Origin of the sequence: Faecalicatena contorta, from assembly GCF_021531995.1 — a bacterium.
In the GTDB taxonomy this organism is placed as follows: Bacteria; Bacillota; Clostridia; order Lachnospirales; family Lachnospiraceae; genus Dorea_A; species Dorea_A contorta_A.
Window position 1 is genome coordinate 1 of record NZ_JAFBIZ010000010.1, and the last position, 24510, is coordinate 24510.

General features: G+C 41.6%; 23 protein-coding genes. 19 read left to right on the plus strand and 4 right to left on the minus strand.

The annotated features are described in order from the left end of the window. The first annotated feature begins 156 nt into the window (after window positions 1-156). The 5 genes from JQM82_RS02495 to JQM82_RS16470 all read left to right on the plus strand — a co-directional run bounded on the left by JQM82_RS02495 (window position 157) and on the right by JQM82_RS16470 (window position 2574). Window positions 157-471, plus strand: coding sequence for a helix-turn-helix domain-containing protein (locus JQM82_RS02495; RefSeq protein WP_235248389.1), 315 nt, complete (start codon window positions 157-159; stop codon window positions 469-471). An 11-nt stretch (window positions 472-482) separates the two neighbouring features. Then, complete coding sequence (locus JQM82_RS02500) at window positions 483-1031, plus strand: ImmA/IrrE family metallo-endopeptidase (RefSeq protein ID WP_235248390.1); 549 nt, start codon at window positions 483-485, stop codon at window positions 1029-1031. A 552-nt stretch (window positions 1032-1583) separates the two neighbouring features. Continuing rightward, window positions 1584-2027 (plus strand): hypothetical protein, encoded by a 444-nt coding sequence (locus tag JQM82_RS02505; protein ID WP_235248391.1) that lies wholly within the window; start codon window positions 1584-1586, stop codon window positions 2025-2027. A 6-nt stretch (window positions 2028-2033) separates the two neighbouring features. Further along, a complete protein-coding gene (locus JQM82_RS02510) occupies window positions 2034-2261 on the plus strand; it encodes a hypothetical protein (protein WP_235248392.1) in 228 nt (75 codons plus the stop codon). A 220-nt stretch (window positions 2262-2481) separates the two neighbouring features. Next, on the plus strand, window positions 2482-2574 hold the full coding sequence (locus tag JQM82_RS16470) for a putative holin-like toxin (RefSeq protein ID WP_235396831.1): 93 nt from the start codon (window positions 2482-2484) through the stop codon (window positions 2572-2574). 262 nt (window positions 2575-2836) lie between these two features. On the opposite strand, the gene JQM82_RS02515 is transcribed toward JQM82_RS16470, so the two are convergent. Continuing rightward, complete coding sequence (locus JQM82_RS02515) at window positions 2837-4792, minus strand: InlB B-repeat-containing protein (protein ID WP_235248393.1); 1956 nt, start codon at window positions 4790-4792, stop codon at window positions 2837-2839. A gap of 328 nt (window positions 4793-5120) precedes the next feature. Between JQM82_RS02515 and JQM82_RS02520 the strand changes: the two genes are divergently transcribed. The 14 genes from JQM82_RS02520 (at window position 5121) to JQM82_RS02585 (ending at window position 21200) form a co-directional block, all read left to right on the plus strand. Then, on the plus strand, window positions 5121-5969 hold the full coding sequence (locus JQM82_RS02520) for a sodium:solute symporter family transporter (RefSeq protein ID WP_235248394.1): 849 nt from the start codon (window positions 5121-5123) through the stop codon (window positions 5967-5969). A 22-nt stretch (window positions 5970-5991) separates the two neighbouring features. After that, window positions 5992-6498: a hypothetical protein gene (locus JQM82_RS02525; RefSeq protein ID WP_235248396.1), complete on the plus strand. Its 507-nt coding sequence runs from the start codon at window positions 5992-5994 to the stop codon at window positions 6496-6498. A 260-nt stretch (window positions 6499-6758) separates the two neighbouring features. Further along, window positions 6759-7649, plus strand: coding sequence for an aldose 1-epimerase family protein (locus JQM82_RS02530; protein WP_235248402.1), 891 nt, complete (start codon window positions 6759-6761; stop codon window positions 7647-7649). A gap of 27 nt (window positions 7650-7676) precedes the next feature. Then, window positions 7677-8660, plus strand: coding sequence for a LacI family DNA-binding transcriptional regulator (locus tag JQM82_RS02535; protein WP_235248403.1), 984 nt, complete (start codon window positions 7677-7679; stop codon window positions 8658-8660). A gap of 356 nt (window positions 8661-9016) precedes the next feature. After that, window positions 9017-10252 carry an ABC transporter substrate-binding protein gene (locus tag JQM82_RS02540; RefSeq protein ID WP_235248404.1) on the plus strand — a complete coding sequence of 412 codons (1236 nt, stop codon included), beginning with the start codon at window positions 9017-9019 and terminating at the stop codon, window positions 10250-10252. A gap of 89 nt (window positions 10253-10341) precedes the next feature. Continuing rightward, on the plus strand, window positions 10342-11226 hold the full coding sequence (locus JQM82_RS02545) for a carbohydrate ABC transporter permease (protein ID WP_235248406.1): 885 nt from the start codon (window positions 10342-10344) through the stop codon (window positions 11224-11226). Between the two features lie 31 nt (window positions 11227-11257). Next, complete coding sequence (locus JQM82_RS02550; RefSeq protein ID WP_235248408.1) at window positions 11258-12088, plus strand: carbohydrate ABC transporter permease; 831 nt, start codon at window positions 11258-11260, stop codon at window positions 12086-12088. Between the two features lie 24 nt (window positions 12089-12112). After that, window positions 12113-13597 carry a glycoside hydrolase family 32 protein gene (locus tag JQM82_RS02555; protein ID WP_235248410.1) on the plus strand — a complete coding sequence of 495 codons (1485 nt, stop codon included), beginning with the start codon at window positions 12113-12115 and terminating at the stop codon, window positions 13595-13597. Window positions 13598-13651: 54 nt separating this feature from the next. Further along, window positions 13652-15034: a NosD domain-containing protein gene (locus JQM82_RS02560; protein ID WP_235248412.1), complete on the plus strand. Its 1383-nt coding sequence runs from the start codon at window positions 13652-13654 to the stop codon at window positions 15032-15034. Window positions 15035-15257: 223 nt separating this feature from the next. Further along, on the plus strand, window positions 15258-16649 hold the full coding sequence (gene asnS, locus JQM82_RS02565; RefSeq protein WP_235248414.1) for an asparagine--tRNA ligase: 1392 nt from the start codon (window positions 15258-15260) through the stop codon (window positions 16647-16649). A gap of 103 nt (window positions 16650-16752) precedes the next feature. Continuing rightward, window positions 16753-17442 carry a VanR-ABDEGLN family response regulator transcription factor gene (vanR, locus tag JQM82_RS02570; protein ID WP_235248415.1) on the plus strand — a complete coding sequence of 230 codons (690 nt, stop codon included), beginning with the start codon at window positions 16753-16755 and terminating at the stop codon, window positions 17440-17442. Continuing rightward, window positions 17432-18649, plus strand: a complete 1218-nt coding sequence (locus tag JQM82_RS02575) for a sensor histidine kinase (RefSeq protein ID WP_235248417.1) — start codon at window positions 17432-17434, stop codon at window positions 18647-18649. Before vanR ends, JQM82_RS02575 begins: the two co-directional genes overlap by 11 nt. Further along, a complete protein-coding gene (locus JQM82_RS02580; protein ID WP_235248418.1) occupies window positions 18582-19637 on the plus strand; it encodes a metallophosphoesterase family protein in 1056 nt (351 codons plus the stop codon). The genes JQM82_RS02575 and JQM82_RS02580 overlap by 68 nt, the downstream gene beginning before the upstream one ends. A 3-nt stretch (window positions 19638-19640) precedes the next feature. Further along, on the plus strand, window positions 19641-21200 hold the full coding sequence (locus JQM82_RS02585; protein ID WP_235248420.1) for an ATP-binding protein: 1560 nt from the start codon (window positions 19641-19643) through the stop codon (window positions 21198-21200). On the opposite strand, the gene JQM82_RS02590 is transcribed toward JQM82_RS02585, so the two are convergent. From JQM82_RS02590 to JQM82_RS02600, 3 genes are read right to left on the minus strand one after another with little or no spacing between them, the layout of a single operon-like run. Beyond that, on the minus strand, window positions 21201-22385 hold the full coding sequence (locus JQM82_RS02590; RefSeq protein ID WP_235248421.1) for a ribose-phosphate pyrophosphokinase: 1185 nt from the start codon (window positions 22383-22385) through the stop codon (window positions 21201-21203). After that, window positions 22372-23388: an ATP-binding protein gene (locus JQM82_RS02595; RefSeq protein ID WP_235248422.1), complete on the minus strand. Its 1017-nt coding sequence runs from the start codon at window positions 23386-23388 to the stop codon at window positions 22372-22374. Before JQM82_RS02595 ends, JQM82_RS02590 begins: the two co-directional genes overlap by 14 nt. Window positions 23389-23430: 42 nt before the next feature. After that, entirely contained in the window at window positions 23431-24426 is a 996-nt protein-coding gene (locus JQM82_RS02600; protein ID WP_235248423.1) for a DnaD domain protein, read from the minus strand. Window positions 24427-24510: the final 84 nt, after the last annotated feature.

Consider the following 24510-nt stretch of genomic DNA (forward strand, 5'->3'; position numbering starts at 1 on the left):
CTTTCTTGGATGTATGGTTTATAGTTTCTCGTCAACTCTATTATACCATATCCGGTGAGGGGTTATTTGTTTTTTGTAGTTAAAAAATGCCGTATTTATGCGGCTTGTGGCGTTTCGCAAACGCCTAACAAACCATTACTATTAGGAGGGACGGAAATGTCAAAGGAAATAACCAACAGGATTACAGCATTGCTTTCAAGACTTAATATGAGTCAAAAAGAGTTGTCAGTAGCAACAGGAATAACAGAATCAGCAATTTCACATTATGTGAAAGGTGACCGAGTTCCAAGAGGGGTAAATCTTATGAAAATTGCAAAAGCACTTGATACAACAGTAGATTATCTTTTGGGAAATGCAGAAGATGATCGTGAAAAAGATTTAAAAGAAGCTAAAACATTAATTGCAAGAAATGCATCAAAGATGACAAAGGAAGAAAAGATGGAACTGGTAAGTATATTGCTGAGTGAATAGCAGGGGGTAACATGCGATTATCAGATGAACAGTATGAAAACATTAAACAGACAGTAATTGATACATTTATAGAGTATGATATTAAGTGTATTCCAATAAATGCATTTGAGATGGCGTTAAAAATGAATTTGAAAATAATTCCATACTCGGCGTTAGAAGATGAAAAGAAAGAAACTGCCTTAAAGATTAGTACAGACGGATATTCTCTTGAAACTAAAGATAATGAGTGGCGTATTTATTACAATGACGCTTGCGAAAATTACGGAAGAATCAATCAAACTATTATGCATGAGATAGGTCATTTTGCTCTTGGGCATATTGATGAAGGTGAAGAGGAAGAGGCAGAAGCCAAGTTTTTTGCAAAATATGCATTAGTGCCACCACCATTGGTTCATAATATGGGCGAAGAAATAACCATCGATAACATAAAGAATAGATTTGATGTTAGTTATCAAGCCGCAAGATATGCGTATACGTATTATTGGAAATGGTTGAATCTTGGAGAAGATGATTACACAGAGTATGAGTTGAGAATGCTGGATTTGTTTGAAGTCGCTTAACAGAATATGTGATGGCAGAAATGCTTGATACATAGAAAAAAACCAAGCACCGAAGTACTTGGTCGCTTGCTGAAAGTGTTACCACATGTCAGCTGGTTATAAATTATTCTCACAAAATAATTGTAACATTGTGGTACCGCCTTTGCAAGTGAAAACTGAAAAAGGAGGGATATCTATGTACATTTTTCGTGCGTGGATTACCACAAAGGATGGCACAAAGATTTATGCAAAAACTTATGGTAAAAGAGCCTTCAGAATTTGGATTGGTCCAGGTCCTGAACCCGTAAAAGGTAACTAGAGAACTAATGAGGCGTATTTTACCAGCTGAATACGCTTCTACGCATCCAGGAAGAAAGGAGTTGTAGAAGCCATGGCAAAGACGAAGACAAGCACACGAGGTGTGCAGAACAAGAAAATCGTTGTAGTGAAACCATACAAGAGAAGTGACGGGACTAAGGTTGGCGGCCACAGAAGATCTACACCGAACTAATGAAAAGAGGCATCCTGAAGGGTGCCTTTGGTATTTTACTGATAATACTTAAGGAGAAAAATATGAGATATAAAGAATGCAAGATGATAAATGGAAAAAGGGTGTACATTAGTTTTGGCATGCATTCAAAATGTAAAAAGCATGCAATAAAGATGGTTTTAAAAACTGTAGAGATATACATGAATCTTTTTCCTGGAATTGATTTAAAGTATATTGGAGATTCCCTTTCGGTGAAAGAGTATGATGATATTTATGGTGTAGAAAGATATACAGAAGATGCAATGGGGAGTAAAGTATTTATGGATATAAACTCCCCAGACATACATGCAGTATTTACAACAATAGGATTTAATTCTGGTTGTATAGTATTTAATGCATATAATTTTAATAGTTTGTCTCTTTTGCCGTGGTTAAATTATAAAAATCGGAAGCCAGAAGCTGATATTGAAGGAAAAGAAAAATACCATGGAATTAAGGGCATGAAAAGAATAGAGGATTATGACTAACTAGAGTTGACGGTTGTTCATGAAATAGGACATGCTATTGAACGCAAATACGGCATATATAATGATCAAAATATGAAAGAGCTATTTGAAAAATACAAGGAAGAATGGAAAACTGTTTTTGAAAACGATGATATACATGAATTTATAGCGATAGGATTTATGGTTAGCGAGTTGGTAAAAGATAATCAAGTGGCAAACAAAATCAGAGAGATAATTAATGAAAGACTAAAATAAAGTACTCTATACAGAGGTGTCATATCACAATCGGTGCTTGGTTTTCTAATATCGTGGATTAGTTGGAATGTGTAACACGATATAAAGCTGAAGATGGCAGCAGGACATTGAATCTCTGATTGGAATATGATAAAATCTCGGCATGGGAAACCAGAGCGAGGCGGCTTACCCTTCTTTACGGAGGGAACACCCTCCGGACGAAAGAAAGGAGGGCGATAGCATGGTTACATATTCTGATCTGATTCAGTTTTGTATACTCTTGGTTGCCCTTGTGGGTCTGTGCTATCAGATTTTCAAGGGGACACGAAAATAGCCGCCATTACTGCGAATAATGACGGCTGTTGTAAAATAGCTTTAACATTATAATCGGGTAAGCCGCTTCCGGTTTCCCTCTTTGTGTCTTTAATATAGCATATCTGGCAGCAGGACGCAAGAATAAGCTCAAAATTGAGCATGTTCCTAAAATGGGAATAGGGTCTTAAAACGCGACCCCATAAAGGGTGGATTCTTTAACCATATTGTCGAGGTCAACCACTTTTTCCCCATACTGGCAAACCCCGCTGCATAATCAATTATCAGTTATTTCTTCGTCTGTAAACTATCATACCCGTCAGGACAGTTCCGCTTAAGAATATCAAAGCAATCCATACTTCCATCATAAAATTGCTGCCTGTCTCAGGAGCCTTTTTAACAGCAGACTGGTTAGAGGTATTAATTTGCTTATCCTTATCGGAAGTCTGACTGCCACCTTTATTTTCCGACTCCATCACCTTTTCCGTCCATTTTGCCTGTAATGTGATATCGCTGGTAATAAAAGTGTTAAAATCAAACAGGTTTTCTCCCAGATACCATCCTGCAAAAACACATCCTTCCTTCGTAGGATCTGCCGGTCTCTCTATGGAAGAATTATAAGGTATCATTATCTGCTCAACTGCAGTTCCACCATCGGAATCAAAAGAAACGGTACGATATCCCATCAGTTCTTCAAAAGTCTGGCTGAGAAACGGTTCCATATCCGGAACTTCTGCAACTTTGACGTAAAGATATTGCAAAGCCTCTGCTTTTCCGGCCTGTACTTTTTTAGATTGAAAATTGGTAATATTTACATCCAACTGCTTCAGGAGATCTATAAAATATTTTTTCTGATCCGGAGTCTCTGCTAATGCTTCAATTACTTTACCGCATGGCGTTGTCATAACTGCCTGCACCATTTCGGAATCCGGATTGTTAATATCCGGGCTAAACTGCTCTTCCAAATTCATCAATGCATCTCTTCCCTCCGGATTCATTGAAATAGCCTCTATCAATGCTCCCAAACTCTTTACAGCAGCAGCCTGCACACGTTCGGAAGGATTTACCGGTTTAGAGCCAAGATAACCTTCAAACAACTCACACAACCCCGATCCCATTTCCGGCTGTCTCGCTACATTCAGGTAAAGATAGGACAATGCTTCTGCTCTTGCCTCCTGTACCATTTCGGAATCCAGATTGTTAATATCCGGGCTAAGCTGTTCTTCCAAATCCAACAACTTACTCTTTGTCTCCGGCTGATGTGAAATCGCTTCCATCAATGCTCCCAAACTCTTTACAGCAGCTGCCTGTACACGTTCGGAAGGATTTACCGGTTTAGAGCCAAGAAAACCTTCAAACAATTCACACAACCCCGATCCCATTTCCGGCTGTCTCGCTACATTCAGGTAAAGATAGGACAATGCTTCTGCTCTTGCCTCCTGTACCATTTCGGAATCCAAATTGTTAATATCCGGGCTAAGCTGTTCTTCCAAATCCAACAACTTACTCTTTGTCTCCGGCTGATGTGAAATCGCTTCCATCAATGCTCCCAAACTCTTTACAGCAGCTGCCTGCACACGTTCGGAAGGATTTACCGGTTTCCCGCCAAGATAATCTTCAAACAACTCACACAACAAAGATTCTATTTCCGGCTGTTTCGCTACACTCAGGTAAAGATCAGCCAATGCTTCTGCTCGTGCCGCCTGTACCATTTCGGAATCCAGATTGACAATATCCGGGCTGAGTCGCTCTTCCAAATCCAAAAACGTATCTGTTGCCTCCGGATTCATTGAAATTGCTTTCAGCAATGCGCCAAAACTTTTTACAGCAGCTGCCTGCACGCGTTCGGATGGATTTACCGGTTTTCCGCCAAAATAACTTTCAAACAGCTCACATAACCCGGATTCCATTTCCGGCTGTTTCGCTACACTCAGGTAAAGATCAGCCAATGCTTCTGCTCTTGCCTCCTGTACCTTCTCACTTTCCAGATTTTGAATTGGAAGACTTAAATTTTCTTTTACAGATAAAAGAGTATCTTTACTCTCCGGCTGAACAGCTATACTATAGATTAATTCTCCATAGCTTCTGGCAACAGCAGCATCCACATCATCCTGTCCCACCTCTGCATTCATTGGGGATGTCTGCAATTCCTCTGTTGCTGATGCTTTCACTGACAAAATTCCTGATGCCAGACATATCCCGCATAAAACCGCCAAAACTCTCTTTCCCTTTTTCAACAAACCTTTCTCTCCTTTCATTCCTGCTCTTTATTTCTGCAATTTAAAAATCATACCAAATGTTTTATAATCAGTTCATATTATAGCAATATTTCATTGTATATACCAATTAAAAATATTCCAGATTTTCTCCCATAATTATATCAAGTTTTGAATAATATTTTTCTTTTTTTATCGTCTTACCATAGCAGATATTTTCAAAAAGAAGTCTGCATGCCAGATATGTCTGGGCTTCCAGGTTCTGGAAAACAACAGCATCTATCGTATTATCGGCAATATAACTGCGAATCTCCGGGAAAAGGTCGATTCCGACCAGTTTCAGATCTTCACGATGTCTGGCGCGAACAACCTTAGATATCAGTTCCAGTTGGCAGGTTTTATTGTTCCGATTCAGACACTTGCCTTCCTGTTCGCAGGTATCTGCCTCTTTACAACGTTTGGTGGAAAGACATTTGAAAACTCTGACTATGTAATGCTTACTTTTATTACACAGTATCTTCCGGTAGGGATTGCCGGATTGGTCACTGCAGGTGTTTTTGCCGCAGGTATGTCCAGTGTTGACTCTGCTTTGAATTCACTTGCAACCGTAACGATTAATGATTTCTATAAAAAATGGAAACCGGAAGCAACAGATGAACAATGTCTGAAAGTATCACGCTATATGACATTATTCTGGGGTGTTTTTGCAACAATATTTGCTTTGTTCCTCGGAGGACTCGGAACTGTACTTGACATCATAAATGTGATTGGACCAATGTTCTATCCATGTATGCTCAGTGCATTTACACTCGCTGTATTCTGTAAAAAAGGAAATGAAAAGGGCTGTATTGCAGCGATTATTACTGGCCTTATAGTAGACCTTTATATGTTCCTCTGTACAGATATTGGATCTTTGTGGTGGAATTTCTTTGGTTTCCTGGTAGCGTTTGCAGTGGGTTATATTGTAAGTATTCTTACAAATCGCAGGGAAGCACAGAAAGAAGTTGTCGGAGAATTTGCATTTGAGACAGCAACCGGAGATCAGCTGACAATCAGCAATGTGATGCAGATTGTCGTTGCAGGAAAGATTGAAGAAAAAGATGCTGATGGTTACTATGTTGTTCCTGGAAAACTGGACAAGATCGGATATGCATTGATTGCGTTCTTTGTAATTCAGTGTATTATCCTTGCATTAATCTAATCAAAATCGAGGTGAAGATCGGATGAAAATAGAATGTCTTCAGCGTGAAAATGGACGTGAGAATCGAGAGGTTCTGGCTGATTTTCTTCGAACAATGATTGCGGTAACAAAATATGGAAGAACAACGATCTATGATGGAGAACTGTACTACATCCCTTACACAGCGGTCTCTTATTATGTGCGGGAAACTGCAGAAAGATATGATTTTATTGCCAGCGAAATCAGTGAAGACGTTTCTGTATATAAGCAGGACGAACGGAACTGTCTGAAACTTCGGACGCTTGACGTAGATGAGGATTATGTTCTGAAGGGAACCCGGAGTAGTGGAGCGCTTCTGGAAGAAGTGGAAAAAAAGATTCAGTTAAATAAAAAGATGAGAAAAATGTTTCAGAAATATCATTTTGAACTGACGGAACAAAAGACGATCTATCTGCCGGAGCAGACATTTTATGGCCGTGGAAAAAAGATACACTATTTTTGGTGGATGGTTTTCTACAAAAAGTGGACTTTAAAAATTTACCATCGGTAGAAAAAAGATTTGCGGAAAATTTTCTGAAGACACAGTCACTTCTGTCTTGATATATTACAGAGCAGCAAAGAACTCACACAAATCACAATGTGTGAGTTCTTTGTTGTCTGCCTGACGGTCAGAATTACTGTGGCAAAAGAAAAAACGATCAGATTGCAAAATTGACTTTTTATAATTGCTATACTAAAATTATATTATGTTAAGCAGAGAAGGTTTCAGCAGATTCAGAAGTCGGCAAAGGCTGAAAGGGGTAGTTTGAAATGTCAGATGTCGTATTGAAAAACGAATATATAAAGATTGAAGTGAATCTTCATGGTGCAGAGCTTAAGTCTTTATATAAAATGGATACGGATACCGAATATTTATGGTGCGCTGATCCTGCGTACTGGAACCGGACGTCACCGGTACTGTTTCCATTTGTAGGAGGAGTGAAAAATGGTGTGTACCGGCATAATGGTGTGGAATACAGGATCGGACAGCATGGATTCGCAAGAGACAGAGAATTTGTGCCGGTAAGCCGGACAGAGGATACAGTGTGGTTTTCATTGGAGGATGATGAGAGCAGCAGAATGATCTATCCGTTTGCGTTTCGCCTGGAGATTGGCTACCAGCTTTTGAAAGACGGAGTGAAAGTCATGTGGAGAGTAAAGAATCCGGCAGAAACGGATATGTATTTTTCAATCGGAGCACATCCTGCCTTTAATTGTCCGTTGCGTAAAGATGAGAAGCAGACGGATTATTCTATTCGGCTTCAGGATGGAGATGACAATGATGTGGAAGCCTTTGTAAATACGATCTTCGGACAGGGAGGGACGGTTACCGCAGAGCATGAAACGGTTGAATTATATCACGGATTGTTGCCGATTACAGAGCATACATTTGATAAGGATGCAAAAGTGATTGAGAATGCACAGGTACAGAGAGTGGCATTGGTAGATGAGAGTGGGGAAGAGATTCTTGCAGTAGAATTTGATGCGCCATTGGTAGGAATCTGGTCACCTCCGAAGAAAAATGCTCCGTTTGTCTGTATTGAGCCGTGGTACGGACGCTGTGACAGCGAAGTGTTTGCAGGTGAACTGAAAGACCGGGAATGGGAGCAGGTATTAAAGCCGGGGGAAGAATTTGCCGCAGAGTATAAGATCAGAGTGTAAGAAGGGATAATGTGAGGGTGAAGAGCAGTGGCTGGAATTAAAGATGTTGCCAAGAGAGCAGGTGTCGGTGTAGGAACAGTATCCAGAATGTTGAACGACAGCGGATATGTTGCAGAAGAGACCAGAGAAAAGATTGAAGTTGCGATGCGGGAGCTTAATTATACTCCGAATGAACTGGCAAGAAATCTTTATCATAAACGGTCAGGGATCATTGCTGTGCTGGTGCCAAATGTGTCGAATCCGTTTTTTACAGAGTTTGTGGATTATGCGGAAGCGGAATTGTATGAAGCGGGATATAAGATGATGATCTGTAATACCGTAAAAGAAAGGAATGCAGAACTGGAATACCTGGATATGCTGAATCGTCATATTGTAGATGGTGTGATTACGGGTGTTCATTCACTTGACGTTGAAGAGTACAAAAAGATTCATAAACCAATCGTTGCGCTGGATCGATATCTTGGAGAGCATATCCCGGTAGTTGCAGTGAATCACAAAGAAGGCGGACGTCTGGCAGCAGAAACGTTAATTCGTAATGGCTGTAAAAAAGTGCTTCATTTTATGGGATCAAGAGCTGTTGAGTCGCCGTATCATGAAAGACATTATGAGTTTGAACGTATTATGAAAGCGAATCATATCAAAACTTATACATATGAACTGGAATGGAACCGCTTTGATTCAGAATATCACAGAGAGGCTGTACGGGACGTATTCTCGAAAGGGATAGAGTTTGACGGGGTTTTTGGGGCAGATGGACTTGCGATCGAGTGCATGAATGAGTCGATTCGGAGACATCTTAAAGTGCCGCGAGATGTAAAATTTGTTGCCTATGACGGGACCTTTATTACGGAATTAGTCGAACCGCAGATGACTTCTATTGTACAGCCGATAGAGGGTCTTGCAAAGGAGTCCGTGCGCTTGCTGCGCAATCTGATAGGAGGTAAAGAGTATAATAATAAAGAAGTGGTGCTTGGTGTGCTGCTTAGAAAGGGGAACACCACGATTGTATAATGGAATATGCATAAAAATCAACGGATGAAATTGTTGAAAACAAACAAAAAACGCCTCTTGATAAAAAGTGTATTGACATATATGCCAAAAAAGATATAATGAAATCATAGAGAAGATGATTCTCTTATGTTTTATAGCAAATGTGGAACGGGTTCCACCACTGCTATAAAACAGGAATCATTGGTAAAACAATTATTTTTTTACTCAATATGGAACCCGTTCCATGTTGAGGCATAGGTGGGAGAATATGATGGACCGGAGCTCGGAATCCTGTAAGTATATACAGGAGTAGTCTGAGAATGGGTCATTATATAAAAGTAACCTATAAGTCTAAGTCAAAAAAAGGAGGAAAAGGTATGAAAAGAAGACTTATAAGCCTGTTGCTTGTAACGGCAATGGTAGGAACTATGTTGGTTGGATGCGGAAGCTCTAAAGAGGAAGAGAGTTCCGGAGAGGAATCCAAAGGGGACAGCATTACGGTTTTAGTTGAGAGTGGTTCTCCGGCAGAAGCATTAGCTAATGAGACGGCAGCAGCATTTGAAGAAGAGACGGGATGTAAAGTTGTTGTTGATGCAGTTGCTTATACGGGTATGTATGACAAGCTTTCAACAGAGATTAAGGCAGGGGAAGCTACACACGATGTGGGATGTCTGGATGTTGTATGGCTGGCAGCATTTAAAGATGCTATTGAGCCGGTTAATGATGCAGATACAAGTGATTTTCTTCCTACACTTCAGGAGAGCGGAACGATTGATGGCAACCTGTTAGGATATCCAATGTGGGTAAATGCAAAAATTCTTATTTACAGAAAAGATCTGATTCCGGAAGATAAGGTTCCGACAACATGGGAAGAATATCAGGCACTTGCAGAAGAACTTAAAACAGATGATATGTACGGAACAACCGTATTTGGAAGTGGTTCCGATGCAGTTTGCTCATTCCTTGATTTTGCCTGCCAGGCAGGAGCAGAAGGCCTTGTGTTTGATAAAGATGGAAAAGTAAATATTACAGATCAGGCATACGTAGATGCTCTGAACTTCATGGTTGAAAATGCAAATGCAGATTATACACCGGCAGATTCTCTGTCAACAGCAGCAACTGAATCTCAGGAATTATTCACAAATGGAAAAGTTGCTATGCAGCTGAACTGGAGCCATCAGTATCCGGCAGCAGTTGAAGCATTAGGCGCAGATAAAGTTGGCTGTGCTCCGATGATTGGCGGAAGTGCAGGAGTTGGTGCTACAACAGGTCCATGGTATGAGTGCGTTATGAAGAATTCTGCTAACAAAGAGATGGCTAAAAAATACGTTGAGTATATGTATGAGCATAATGGGGATTATATGGATCTTACATTAAAGATTGCAGGAAGAACATCTGTATATGAAGAAGCAGGAAAAGAAGCAGGAAATGAACATACAACAGCAGTTCTTGAGACATTAGGAGCTGCACAGTCTCAGGCAAGACCAATGGTAACTACATGGCCTCAGATTGAGGAAGTTCTTGTGGGAGTTGTAGAATCCTGTCTTGGCGGAGCTGATATTGAGTCTACACTGGAATCAGCAGCAGCAGAGATTGAAGCAATCGGTCAATAACTGACAATGAAGTAGATAATAGAGGGCGTTTCCGAGGTGTCAGGTGTGCCGAGGGATCGCCCTCTATATTAAAAAGGTGGTTAACCAAGATGAGATTAATTTCAAGAAAAACATTATTACTATTCTTCTTACCCGGTGCGATATTTATGGGTGCGTTTCTGATATATCCCATAATCACGATGGTAATTGACAGCTTTTTTGAAATAGGAATAACCGGAGAAAAAACGTTTATAGGCTTAGATAATTACATACGGGCATTTACCGCTGGAGGATTCCTGAAACAGCTGAAAAACACGGTGGTATATATTGTTGTTGCCGTAGGTTTAGAAACGGTAATCGGACTGCTTTTTGCTTTGTTTTTTGAATTGAATTATCGTGGAAGCAAAATTATCCGCTCGCTAATGATGGCTCCGCTTATGATTGCACCGCTGGTTGCTGGTCTTACATGGAAATTGATGATGAGCTCCAGCTTTGGTATTGTAAATGAACTTCTTACAAGAGTCGGAATTTTGGCAAGCAGCAGTGATATTCTGTGGCTTGCCGATACAAAATGGTCGTTGCTTGCATGCTGTATTGCAGATATATGGTTGACAACGCCATTTATGATGTTGATGACACTTGCCGGACTTCAGGGGCTGGATTCCAGCATGCTGGAAGCTGCAAAAATCGATGGTGCGAATATGTTCCAGCAGATTATGATGATTAAACTTCCGAATATTAAACCGGTATTGCTGACTGCACTGTCTGTAAGAATTATTGATGCGGCAAGGACATTTGATATTATCTGGGCTATGACAGAAGGCGGACCAAACAGTTCATCAGAAACCATTAGTATTATTATCTATAAGACACTGGCAAGATATAATCAGGTTGGATATGCAAGTGCCATGGCTGTGATCTTCATTGCTGTATTAGTTATATTTACTTTGGTATTTATGCAGAGTTTATGGAATCCAAAGAAAAAACTGAACTAGCAGGTAAATGAAGTGTAAGGAGGATAAGAAAGTGAAGAGAAAAATTAGCATAGGAAAAAATATAGGAATTGCTTTGTCTGTGATCCTTACGGTATTCTGGCTGTTCCCATATATTTATGTAGTGTGCTGTTCTTTTAAGCCTGGCTCAGAAGTAATTGCTGTCCCTCCGAAGTTCTTTCCGAAAGTTTTTTCGGTGGAAAATTTTCTGGGACTGTTTGAACGAATGGATGCAGCACAGTATCTGGTTAATAGTTTGACGGCGGCCATTTTAAGTACGATTATTGCTCTTATATTAGGATCCCTTGCAGCATATGCGATTCAACGATCCGGAGCAAAATTGTCGGTCTTTCTTGTAGTGCTTGTACTGTGTCTGAAAATGATACCAACATCAAGTATTGTAGTTCCAATCTATGAACTGATATGTGATCTGGGACTGTATGATACAAGGATAGCATTGGTTATTGTATATGCGGCTATTAATATGCCTTTTGTCATGTGGACGATGTTAAGTTTCTATGAAGGAATACCGACAACTCTGGATGAGGCGGCATATGTTGATGGAGCCAGCAGCCTTCAGACATTCAGAAAAGTCATATTACCAATTTGTACGCCGGGACTGGCAACTGCATTTATATTTACACTGTTTCTTGCATGGAATGACTTCCTTGTTGCTCTGCTTCTTACAAGTACGGAAGCAAAGACGTTTACAGTCGGCCTTGCGGGATTCCTGTCTGCATATAATCTGGATCTTGGACCAATGTGCGCCGGAGCATTTGTATTCAGCTTCCCGGTAATGATTATATCTCTTGCAGCGCAAAAATATATTGTAAGTGGTATGACAGCGGGAGCAGTAAAAGGATAGAAAGGTAACAGAGAAAGGAGTCTTATGTCTAAAGAATTAATGCTGAAAAATATTGAAAAGGCTCAACATGAAATTGATGCAAAAAAAGATATCGTAAAAAACGGCAAAATGCGTCAGCATTATCATTTTATGGCGCAGACCGGATGGCTGAATGACCCTAATGGATTGATTTACTTCAGGGGAAAATATCACTTCTTTTTCCAGTACAATCCATATAGTGGCTTTTGGGACAGTATGCATTGGGGACATGCAGTCAGTGATGACATGGTGCACTGGGAGTATCTCCCACTGGCACTTGCACCTAGTGAAACATATGATGATCACCAGAAAGGTGGTTGCTTTTCGGGAAGCGCCATTGAACATGACGGAAAATTGTTTCTGATGTATACGGGAGTCACGAATGAAGGAAATGGTTTTGAGCCGACGCAGTGCATCGCTTACAGTGATGATGGGATTCATTTTGAAAAATATTCAGGGAATCCGGTAGTGAAGGCGCCGGAGGGGGTAACTCCGGAATTGTTCAGAGACCCCAAGATATGGAAACATGAGGATACTTTTTATATGGTGTGTGGTGCCAGTTGTAATAATAACGGGCAGGCATTGCTGTATCGGTCTAAGGATATGTTTCACTGGTCATTTTTCAATGTACTGGCAGAAAGTCGTGGAGAATGGGGCTTTATGTGGGAGTGCCCGGACTTTTTTCAACTGGGTGACAAGTATGTTCTGACATTTTCACCCATGAAATCAGGAGAGCATACTTCCGTATATCTGGTCGGAGACTTTGACTATAAAACAGGGAGATTCGACTACAGTATCTGCAATGAGATTGACTGGGGATTTGACTATTATGCACCACAGTCATTTCTTGCACCGGACGGAAGAAGAATTTTGGTCAGCTGGTCTAATGAATGGGAATGGATGCCGTTATGGAAAGACTGGGGACCGACATACAAAGAAGGTTGGTGTGGATTCTTCAACGTTCCGCGTGAAGTACGCATGATGGAAGATGGAACATTACAATTTTTACCAATCAATGAATTACAAATGATCCGAGAAAATCCAAGGCATGAAGATGTACTTGTTGTGACAGAAGAGGAAACAGAACTGACGGCAGGAGACGGAATTTCTTTTGAGATGAAATTTAAAATAGATCTCAATGAAACAGATGCAGATCAACTGGAAGTAAGTATGCGCTGTGGAGAAGGAAAAAGAACCGTGTGCCTGTTTGATTTCCAGAAAGCAGAAATGCGGGTGGACAGAGATGAAGCTGATGCATGGAGCAGGGGAATCTCAAGAAGTGTAATGAATTTGAAAGGGAAAAAAGAATTGGATGTTCATATATTTTCTGATCAGAGTTCGCTTGAGATCTTTACTGACCAGTACCGAAAGAATCAGTCCAACAATATATTTGCTTCGGATGGACAGAATCAGCTGAAGATTCGTACATACGGAGGAAAAGCAGTGATTAAAGCGTACGAGTCTTACGGAATGAAGGATTGTTTCAGATAGAAATTGAACGTATAATCAAGACATATCAGTGAAGACTTGCAGGAGGAGTTGTGAATGGCGAGTAAAAATTATTATGACGTAACGGAATGGAAAGTTGGAAACCCATATGAAGATATCGGGGAAGTAATTAATAGTATCATTGCAGACATTAAAAGCAGGCAGACGGAAAAGGACAGAAATGAGGAAGGAAAGCCGGGTGCGGTAATCTATATTCCGTCAGGCGATTATCATCTTCGCACGCAGGTGATCATAGATATCAGCTATTTGAAAATAATGGGATCCGGGCATGGGTTTACTTCTTCCAGTATTCGATTTAATACTTCGGAGAGTGACTTGTCACGTTGGCATGAAGTATGGCCGGGAGGCAGTCGGGTGCTTGTGGAACTCAAGCCGGAGGATGGCGATGATGGAGGTTCCGGAGCAGCGTTTTATGTAAAACGGAGCGGAGATCCCCGTATCAGTTCTGTAGAATTTGAAAATTTCTGTATTGACGGTCTTCATTTTGTTGATGATGGTTCTGGGAATCATGACCCGGAAAATACATATATGAATGGAAAAACGGGCATTTATATTGCAAGTGCGCAGGATTCATTCAGAATTACGGGAATGGGAATTATCTATCTGGAGCATGGAGTTGTGAGCTACAATGCAGATGCTATGTCCATTCATGACAATTTTATTGCAGAGTGTGGCAATTGTATTGAGCTTCGCGGATCAGGACAGGCATCCAAGATTACGGATAATCTGATTGGTGCGGGGTACAATGGATATTCCATTTATGCGCAGAACTTCGGGGGATTATTGATTACGTCAAACAATGTATTCCCGCGCGGTACAAGCAGTGTTCATTTTGATGGTGTGGTGCGTTCATCCGTTACCGGTAACAGATTTCATTCCTTTTATCCGGGAATGCTGGTGATGACAGGAAATTGCTCGGAAAATCTTGTTTCATCCAATCATTTCCTGCGCGATCATGAGCCATGGCCGCCGATGCAGGGATATGATAATGGGCTGGATGACCGGTATGGACTCATCCGTATCAGCGGAAATCATAATTCTGTGATAGCCAATCATATATCCGAAACAATTGATACGCAGTATATTAAGCCGACAGGAACGGTTCCGGTAATTATACATGTTGTTGCAGGAAAGGGCAACTATATTGCTAACAATCATATTGTTACGACTACAGAATCAAAGGAAACGGATTATTCTGTGGAAACGCAGACGGCAATGCTTCAGGATGAAGATGCATGTTTCTCGGCACAGGTAGGTGCACTCCTTACGATTGACAGGTTAAAAGCGCTTGATGCGGTGGCTGTGCTTGTGGAAAAAGAAGCAATGCAGAATGTAGTCCTGGACTGCGGAAGTGAAAGCCAGGTGGTGATGGACAGGACTGTGAATGTGTTCAGAGCTATTCCAGAGATTGGACTGTAAAGAAATATAGAATAGAATTAACGATACATGAACAGGACAGCCATGCGCTGTCCTGTTTGTGTTGTCCTGACTGTGGTAGCAGGTGTCATGCTGTTGATATATGCAGATTCATATGACTAGGAAAAGGGATCATTGTTCTGCCCTTTAAAATATTTTGTAAATGTGTTATAATTACTGCAAAGTGCCTATATACATGAGGAATAAATAAAAGGAGTAAAATGGTATGGATTTGATAACGATTCGAGAATTATATAAGAATAAGGAGAAGTATATTGATCAGAAGCTTACGATTGGGGGATGGGTTCGAAGTATCAGAGATTCCAAAACATTTGGATTTATTGTGGTGAATGATGGAACATTTTTTGAGCCACTCCAGGTGGTATACCATGACAAAATGGATAATTTTGCAGAGATATCCAAGCTGAATGTAGGAGCAGCGATCATCGTGACAGGAACACTGGTTGCAACACCTCAGGCAAAGCAGCCCTTTGAGATACAGGCAGATACCGTAGAAGTGGAAGGCGCATCTGCTCCGGACTATCCGCTTCAGAAGAAGCGTCACAGCTTTGAATTCCTGCGTACGATCTCACATCTGAGACCGAGGACTAATACGTTTCAGGCAGTATTCCGTGTGCGTTCACTGACTGCCTATGCGATTCACAAGTTCTTTCAGGAGAGAGGGTTTGTCTATGTGCATACGCCACTGATCACAGGAAGTGACTGTGAGGGTGCGGGTGAGATGTTCAGAGTCACAACACTGGATATGGAGAATGTCCCAAAGAATGAAGATGGAAGCGTGGATTATTCACAGGATTTCTTTGGAAAAGAGACAAGCCTTACGGTAAGTGGACAGTTAAATGGAGAGACCTATGCGCAGGCATTCCGCAATATTTACACATTTGGTCCGACATTCCGTGCAGAGAATTCCAACACAACACGTCACGCGGCGGAATTCTGGATGATTGAACCAGAGATGGCATTTGCTGATCTGGATGACGATATGATTCTTGCGGAGTCCATGCTGAAATATGTGATTAATTATGTGCTGGAGAATGCGCCGGAAGAGATGAATTTCTTTAACTCCTTTGTAGATAAGGGGCTCCTGGAAAGGCTCCATAACGTAGCATCTTCTGATTTTGCAAGAATCACCTATACAGAAGCAGTGGAACTTCTGGAAAAACATAATGACAAATTTGAATATAAGGTATCCTGGGGAACCGATCTTCAGACAGAGCATGAACGTTATCTGACAGAAGAGGTATTTAAGCGTCCGGTATTCGTTACGGATTATCCGAAGGAAATCAAAGCATTCTATATGAAATTAAATGATGATGGCAAGACTGTCGCAGCTGTGGATTGCCTTGTGCCGGGAATCGGTGAGATCATCGGAGGAAGCCAGAGAGAAGACGATTATGAAAAACTTCTGACCAGAATGAATGAACTTGGATTAAAAGAAGAAGATTATAAATTCTATCTGGATCTTCGAAAGTATGGATCCACCAGACATTCCGGATTCGGACTGGGATTTGAAAGATGCGTTATGTATCTGACCGGAATGGGCAACATCCGCGATGTTGTACCTTTCCCAAGAACTGTGGGAAACTGCGAATTATAAATGTGGATAATGTGGACAACTTTATGAGCAAAAGGGGACAGGGCATTTTTAATTTGGGACGGAGGATTTTTAAAAATCCTCCGTCCCCATACAGGAGGGTAGTATGAATATTTTAGTAGTTGATGATGAAAAGGAAATTGCTGATGTAGTGGAACTTTACCTTCAGAATGACCAGTATAAGGTATTCAAATTCTATACCGGGCAGGATGCGCTGGACTGTATCAACAGTGTGAAGATTGATCTTGCGATTCTGGATATTATGTTGCCGGACATTGATGGATTTCAGATTCTGAAGCAGATTCGTCAGAAGTATACGTTTCCGGTCATTATGCTGACGGCTAAGACGGAGTATATGGATAAGATTACCGGTCTTACACTGGGCGCAGATGATTATATTCCGAAACCGTTCAATCCTCTGGAGCTGGTTGCACGCGTGAAGGCACAGCTTCGCCGGTATACGCAGTATAATGATGGGGGAAAAGAGGAAGGAGATATTATTGATTTTGGAGGATTGTTTCTGAACCGTACTTCTCATGAGTGCGTATACAATGAGATGCAGCTTACGCTTACGCCGATTGAGTTTGATATCCTCTGGCTGCTCTGCGAGAACCGGGGAAAAGTGATCAGTTCGGAAGAACTGTTCGAAAAAGTATGGCATGAAAAATACTATAAAAACAGTAACAATACAGTTATGGTGCACATCCGTCATTTGCGGGAAAAGATGAGTGCGCCGACCGGGAAGTCTGATTTTATCAAGACAGTATGGGGAGTAGGTTATAAGGTTGAAGAATAACTATCGAAAGTTAAAATTCAGTATCCTGCTGCAGACGGTTCTTGTAACGGCACTTACCGTTCTGGTAGGAGGCTTTCTGCTGAATTATGTAATTGACGGAGTATATAATGACAGTTTTGCGGAGACCTTTGTAGGTCTTCTGGAAGCATTTAATGTACAGGAAGAAACAGCAAAGCAATTGTACTGGAAACTGATAGGCGACAATAAGATCTTCTTCATGGTTGTCGGTTATCTGATACTTTTTGCTCTTTTTTTCTATATAGCACTTTCGAAGATGACCAGTTATCTTGACCAGATTGATCATGGAATTGAAAACATTATTTCGGATTCCACAGAACCGATTCACCTGATTACGGAGCTTAAGCCGATTGAAATCCGTCTGAATGAAATTAAAGCAACATTAAAACGTCAAGAACTAGAGGCAGAAGAGAGTGAGAAGAAGAAAAATGATCTGGTAATCTTTCTGGCACATGATCTGAAGACACCGCTGACCTCTATCGTTGCATATCTCAGTATGCTGGACAGTCATCAGGAGATGCCGGAAGAAGAACGGGAAAAATATACACATATTGCGCTTGAAAAATCACTTCGCCTGGGCGAATTGATCAATGAGTTCTTCGATATTACAAGATATAATCTGCAAAATATAGAGATTGAACCGCTGGAGATTAATCTGACCATGATGCTGGAACAGATTGCAGATGAATTGTATGGTGTACTCCAGGAAAAATGTCTGACATGCGAAGTTGGTGTAGAAGAGGATCTGGTGGTATATGGAGATCCGGACAAGCTTGCCCGGGTGTTCGATAATATATTGAAAAATGCGATTGCGTATTGTTACGAAAATACAGTGATCCGAATAGAAGCATGCAAGAAAAACGGAGATATTGAGATTGTATTTATTAATCAGGGCGATAAGATTCCGGGGGCAATGTTGCAGACGATATTTGAAAAATTCTACCGGGTAGATAATTCCCGTTCCAGCGGAACGGGAGGAGCAGGCCTGGGACTTGCGATCGCCAAACAGATCGTGGAACTGCATGGAGGGCTGATTCGTGCAAAGAGTGACGATCATCAGACACAGTTTATCGTGACGCTTCCGGGAAAAGCTGAGGACAAGAAGGAAGAAGGGGCAACACATGAGGTTCATACACATCGCAGACTTACATTTAGGAGTAAGCCCGGACGCAGGAAGCGCATACAGTAAGAAAAGACCGGGTGAGATATGGGATACGTTCCGGAAAATAATCGGGATATGTAAAGAAGAGAAAACAGAACTTTTGCTGATTGCGGGAGACATTTTTCACCGGCAGCCGCTGCTTCGCGAACTGAAGGAGATGAATTCTATTCTGGCATCAGCCTCTGACACGGAAGTGGTCATGATTGCAGGAAATCATGATTATATAAAAAAGAATTCCTATTACCAGACGTTTGGCTGGGCGGGAAATGTACATATGATTCTGAGCGAGGATATTTCCTGTGTGGAACTTCCAAAGCTTCATACAGCAGTCTATGGCAGCAGTTTTCATACGAGAGAGATTGAGGAAGCGAGATATGCAGCCGCAGTGCCTGAAAAAAGACAAAAGTATGAGATTTTGCTGGCTCATGGTGGAGATGAAAAGCACATTCCTTTTCAGAGCCGGGAACTGAAACGGTTGGGATATGATTATGTGGCGCTTGGCCATATTCATAAAATGCAGATACTTGAAGAGAATCGTGTCGCCTATGCCGGCTCGCTGGAACCGACAGATATCAATGATACGGGTGTACATGGATATATTGCCGGAGAGATTACAGACAAAGGGTGCAGGATCCGATTTGTGCCTGCGGCATCCAGAGCTTATATTCACATGAATGTGGAAGTAGACAGGAATATGACAGGACATCTGCTGAAGAATGCAATCAGGAGGCAGATAGAAATGTCTGGTGTTGCCAATATGTATAAGATCATTCTGACAGGACAACGAGATCCGGATATGATATTTGATCTTGCAGATATGGATCCTTTCGGAAATATTGTTGGAATTGCAGATCACACAAGACCTGCATATCATTTTGAAAAGTTGATGGAGGAAAATAAAGATAACATTCTTGGACAATTTATTCACAGCCTGCAGGGATATGATCAGGAAAGCGTAGAATATCAGGCACTTTGTGAGGGAGTGCAGGCATTGATTGAGACGAGAAGAGGATAGGGAATGAAGATATGTGAACTGATATTAAAAAACTATGGGAAATTTTCAGACAGACACATAGAACTGGGAGAAGGGATCAATGTTCTGTATGGAGAAAATGAGTCGGGGAAGTCTACCATTCATGCATTTATCCGGGGAATGTTGTTTGGAATGGAACGCGGACGTGGACGGGCAGCCGTAAATGATGCGTTCAGCATCTATGAACCGTGGGAAAACCCGAACTATTATTCCGGTACTTTGCGATTTGAGAGCGGCGGAAAGATATTCCGGATTGACAGAAATTTTGACAGATATTCAAAGCGGGCAGAACTTATCTGTGAAAATGATGGAGAGCAGCTGTCCATAGAAGACGGAGATCTGACGGTGCTGCTCGGAGGACTTCAGGCAGAAAGTTATGATAATACGATATCTGTACGTCAGATGAAGGTACAGACGGAGCAGAGCCTTGTCGGAGAACTGCGGAATTTTGCGATGAACTGCTATACTTCAGGTGCTTCGGGAATCGATCTGGAGGCGGCGATTCAAAGATTGCAGGAAAAACGCAGGGAGCAGGAACGTTCAGCGAAAGATTTTCTGGTGGAAAAGCAGCAGAAACGGGAACTGTTAGAACAGGAAGCGTCTTATGTCTGGCGGGATGTTCATCGCCTGGAGGAAGAAAAAAACAGTCTGGAAGAGGAACTGGAGCATCGGAGAGAAAAAGAAGAGCATGAAAAAAATGACAGGGAAGATGTGAAAACGGGAATGATGGATGAATTACGGCCGGCCAAATGGAGAATTCATCCATTTGAAATTATATTGTTTGCCATGATTATTGTACTTCCGTTTGCACTTGTTTCAAAACCATGGAGCTATCTGATATCGATCGTTCTGTTTTTGCTCAGCGTAATCTATGTCTGGAATCGGATGAAGGTGGGAAAGAGGCCTGAGAAGACAGAACCGGAGAAGATACTGGAAGAGATTACCTCGAAGGAGGAGAAAATCTCAACGGAACAGCTGGAATGGTCATGCAGGCATCTTGCGATGGAATTAAAAGAAAAACGAATTCAATATGAGAATCTTCAGGAAAAGCTGGAAGAGCTGGATGAAGTGGGAGAAGATTACAGAGCGTATGATAAGAGGAAAGATGCAATTTGGCTTGCGATAGAACGTCTACAGGAGCTTTCCGCCGATATGCAGAAACGGATGCGTAAAGAACTGGATCAGAACATGTCAGAGATCATGTGTGAGATTACAAATGGAAAGTATGAGAAGATGCTGATCGATGATGAACTGCATGTCAGTCTGATGAGCGGGGGGCGCCGGATAGTGATGGAACAGGTCAGCAGAGGAACTGTGGAGCAGGTTTATTTTGCACTTCGCATGGCGTCCGGAAATATGCTGCAGGAAGAAGAACTTCCGATTATTCTGGACGATACGTTTGCATTTTATGATGACGAAAGACTGAGAGCAACTCTGAACTGGCTGGCGAAGAGCGGAAGACAGGTTATCATTTTCACCTGTCAGAAACGGGAAGAACAACTGTTAAAGGATATGGGAATTCCAATAAAAAGAGAGGAAATCTGATTAGATTTCCTCTCCTCTTTTATATTTATCCACAACATTCTGGATACGTTCGATCGGATTCAGAATACTGCTGATAGAACCGTCATGGTTCAAAGTGTCGATCATAAGTGCAATATATTTGCTCATGTCACAGCTGATGTAATATGGGCGTTCCAGAAGTTCTGGAGTCTGATAGATCAGGTTGGTAGTAAGTATCGCGTCGATGATGCCTTCTTCATATGCTTCATCGAATTTGGAAAGTCCGTTTGTAAACAGGCCGAAAGTTGCTGCGGCAAAGATTCGTTTTGCTTTGCGCTGTTTTAACTGACGTGCAACATCCAGCATACTGTCTCCGGAAGAGATCATATCATCCAGGATGATGACATCTTTACCTTCAACGGAAGAACCAAGAAACTCGTGAGCAACGATTGGGTTACGACCGTCAACGACTCTTGAAAAATCACGACGCTTATAGAACATTCCCATATCAAGGTTCAGAACGTTTGCAAGATAGATGGCACGTTCTGTTGCGCCTTCGTCCGGGCTGATTGCCATCATATGATCGCTGTCGATCTGCAGATCTTTGAAACGGCGGAACAGTCCTTTGATGAACTGATAAGTCGGACGTACGGTTTCAAATCCATTTAACGGAATGGCGTTCTGTACACGCGGATCGTGTGCGTCAAACGTTATGATATTGTCAACACCCATGCGGACAAGCTCCTGAAGTGCGAGTGCGCAGTCAAGGGATTCGCGGCTTCCTCTTTTGTGTTGACGGCTTTCGTACAGGAATGGCATGATAACATTAATACGGCGGGCCTTTCCTCCTACAGCAGCGATGATGCGCTTCAGATTCTGATAATGATCATCAGGTGACATATGGTTGATGTTGCCTGTTAGAGAGTAGGTCAGACTATAGTTGCAGACGTCTACCATCAGATACAGATCTTTTCCGCGGACAGATTCATTGATGATACCCTTAGCTTCCCCGGAGCCAAAACGCGGGACTTTTGCGTCAATCAGATACGTATCTTTTTCGTAGCCGGTAAAAGATACGTCGTTTTTGTGGATATGTCCATCCTCGCGTCTCCATTTGACAAGGTAATCATCTACCTTATTTCCCATGTCTTTACAGCCATCCAGAGCGATGAGACCAAGTGCTCCGACTGGTATGTTTTCCAGATTACGTTCGTTACGGCGTAACATCATTAGTACCTCCCAGGTTTTTTAATAATTTTTTTTGGATACGGATATCATCTCCGGTCAGTCTCAATATGGTGTAGTTGCTGCTGATGCGTGAGAAGATTCGTTCCGAATAAATAGATTTTATCTCTTCCAATGCAAGATTGGTAGATATTATCGTTGATTTCTGTCTCAGGATACGTTCATTCAGACAGACGAATAACTGTGATGTTGTAAATGAATTGGACAGTTCTGTACCAAGGTCATCAATGATTAAAAGATCACAGTCATAGATATGCTCGCTTGTTTCGGAAGAGGAATCATTCTTTCTTCCAAAGCGGGTGTCCGCGAACTGGTCAAAGAGCTGTGATGCCGAAAAGTAGATGACAGAATAAGATGCATCCATCAGTTCTTTGGCTATACAGTGAGAAAGAAAAGTCTTTCCCACACCAGTATCTCCATATAACAGAATATTATGAAATTCTCCGGAAAAAGTATCTGTGAATTCATGACAGACTTTTAGGGCTGTCTGCATGGCTTCCAGAGAGGATCTTCCGGTCAGCGGATCGATATGGTTGCTGGAATAATAATCAAGAGAACAAGTAGAAAAATTCTCCTTCTCCAGAATATCTCGGAGATTAGATTGCGTATATAATAGATCTATGATTGCCCTTTTAAAGCAGTGACATTTCCGGGATCCGATATATCCGGTGTCTTTGCAGTCAGGGCAGGAATAGTGAAGCTCCAAATAATCCGATGGAAATCCACGAGATACAAGCAGAGCTTTCTTTTTTTCTGATAATAATTCAACCTCTTCCTTTAGCGTGGAGAGAGCGGTTTCGTCTCCGTCCAGAAGGAGACCGGCTTTTTGGATACTCAAAGAAGAAATGGAATGATCCACTTCTTCCAGTTCCGGGATAAGAGAATATACTTTTTCATAGCGCATCCGAAGACGATATTCATTATCCAGTTGTCGTTGTTCGTATGTGCGCATCAGTTGGTCGTACTGAGAATTGGAAAGTGCCATGTCAGAGTCATTCTCCTTATGTCTGTTGATAGGTTCGTGGAATTATTGCTGTACCAGTTTACGTTCCAGCTCACTCATGTCATAGGATCGTCCGTCAAAATTATTGAATTTATTGCCGGTGCTGCCCTTAGAAGAAGCAGCTGGTCTGACAGCCTGTCTTTTCTGGCGCTCCTTTTCGCGCAGATGGTTTTCGTCAAGAACTTCGATGTCCTTCAGCGTATGTACGTTTTTATCAAACCATTTTTTTAGAATCGAGTCTGTGTAATCAAAGCTCGGCTGATGAATCATGTTCATTGTACGATCACAGGCTTCCAGAATGATCTCCTGAGAAAAATGGTACTCATCCGTCCATTTGCGGATATATGCGATCTCAGAAGCGGCAGGACCACGTCCTTTGATGCCATAAGCGTGCAATATGGAATAGTAATTTTTATTATATAGAACAGTAGTGGATTTTGCAACATCTACGGTTTTTATATTCTGTTCATGCCAGGACAGAGCAACCTTCCTGATATAATGCATGCTCTTGTGTCCGTTTTCCACACAATATTCAATCAGATATTCAATCAGTTCGGTTGACATGTGCAGCTCATCAAAAAAATAAGTGATCATGTCAATATCTGTTGCACAAAGCGTCTTTCCAAGATACTGTTCTGCTACAAACAAAAGCTCTTTAAACTCCTTGCGATCCTTACGGGTGCGATATTGCTGGATATTCTGGGGCTTTTCCTGAGGCATGTCCGTTGTCGGCTCATTTTTCCCGACTTCGGCATTTTTTGGGGAATCTTCGCTGTAGTTTATCAGTCCCTGGGATTTCCAGTATTTTAAAGCACGTAGAATATCTTTTTCTGTGCATTCTAAAAGATCAGCCATCTCGGATACGGACAGCATTCCGGAGGACTCATCCATATGGCGCAAAAGAAGAAGATATACCTTTACATATTCTCCGTTTGCTTTCACCATATAACGGTCAATAAATTCATTATCAAGCACGGTGGTATTCACCTGTGCATAATTGGTAAGGGTCAGTTCTTTCATAATCTTACGCCGGTCCTCCTCATTTGCTCGTTTTCCGTAGAGTCATTATAGCACTTGAAGGACGGACGCAAAAGAAATTTTTGA

What these genes read in the sequence shown, in the direction of transcription:
- JQM82_RS02495 (WP_235248389.1), top strand. Translation starts at nt 157, where the DNA reads ATGTCAAAGGAAATAACCAACAGGATTACAGCATTGCTTTCAAGACTT.
- JQM82_RS02500 (WP_235248390.1), top strand. Translation starts at nt 483, where the DNA reads ATGCGATTATCAGATGAACAGTATGAAAACATTAAACAGACAGTAATT.
- JQM82_RS02505 (WP_235248391.1), top strand. Translation starts at nt 1,584, where the DNA reads ATGAGATATAAAGAATGCAAGATGATAAATGGAAAAAGGGTGTACATT.
- JQM82_RS16470 (WP_235396831.1), top strand. Translation starts at nt 2,482, where the DNA reads ATGGTTACATATTCTGATCTGATTCAGTTTTGTATACTCTTGGTTGCC.
- JQM82_RS02520 (WP_235248394.1), top strand. Translation starts at nt 5,121, where the DNA reads ATGTCTGGCGCGAACAACCTTAGATATCAGTTCCAGTTGGCAGGTTTT.
- JQM82_RS02525 (WP_235248396.1), top strand. Translation starts at nt 5,992, where the DNA reads ATGAAAATAGAATGTCTTCAGCGTGAAAATGGACGTGAGAATCGAGAG.
- JQM82_RS02530 (WP_235248402.1), top strand. Translation starts at nt 6,759, where the DNA reads ATGTCAGATGTCGTATTGAAAAACGAATATATAAAGATTGAAGTGAAT.
- JQM82_RS02540 (WP_235248404.1), top strand. Translation starts at nt 9,017, where the DNA reads ATGAAAAGAAGACTTATAAGCCTGTTGCTTGTAACGGCAATGGTAGGA.
- JQM82_RS02545 (WP_235248406.1), top strand. Translation starts at nt 10,342, where the DNA reads ATGAGATTAATTTCAAGAAAAACATTATTACTATTCTTCTTACCCGGT.
- JQM82_RS02555 (WP_235248410.1), top strand. Translation starts at nt 12,113, where the DNA reads ATGTCTAAAGAATTAATGCTGAAAAATATTGAAAAGGCTCAACATGAA.
- JQM82_RS02560 (WP_235248412.1), top strand. Translation starts at nt 13,652, where the DNA reads ATGGCGAGTAAAAATTATTATGACGTAACGGAATGGAAAGTTGGAAAC.
- asnS (WP_235248414.1), top strand. Translation starts at nt 15,258, where the DNA reads ATGGATTTGATAACGATTCGAGAATTATATAAGAATAAGGAGAAGTAT.
- vanR (WP_235248415.1), top strand. Translation starts at nt 16,753, where the DNA reads ATGAATATTTTAGTAGTTGATGATGAAAAGGAAATTGCTGATGTAGTG.
- JQM82_RS02580 (WP_235248418.1), top strand. Translation starts at nt 18,582, where the DNA reads ATGAGGTTCATACACATCGCAGACTTACATTTAGGAGTAAGCCCGGAC.
- JQM82_RS02585 (WP_235248420.1), top strand. Translation starts at nt 19,641, where the DNA reads ATGAAGATATGTGAACTGATATTAAAAAACTATGGGAAATTTTCAGAC.
- JQM82_RS02590 (WP_235248421.1), bottom strand. Translation starts at nt 22,385, where the DNA reads ATGTTACGCCGTAACGAACGTAATCTGGAAAACATACCAGTCGGAGCA.
- JQM82_RS02595 (WP_235248422.1), bottom strand. Translation starts at nt 23,388, where the DNA reads ATGGCACTTTCCAATTCTCAGTACGACCAACTGATGCGCACATACGAA.
- JQM82_RS02600 (WP_235248423.1), bottom strand. Translation starts at nt 24,426, where the DNA reads ATGAAAGAACTGACCCTTACCAATTATGCACAGGTGAATACCACCGTG.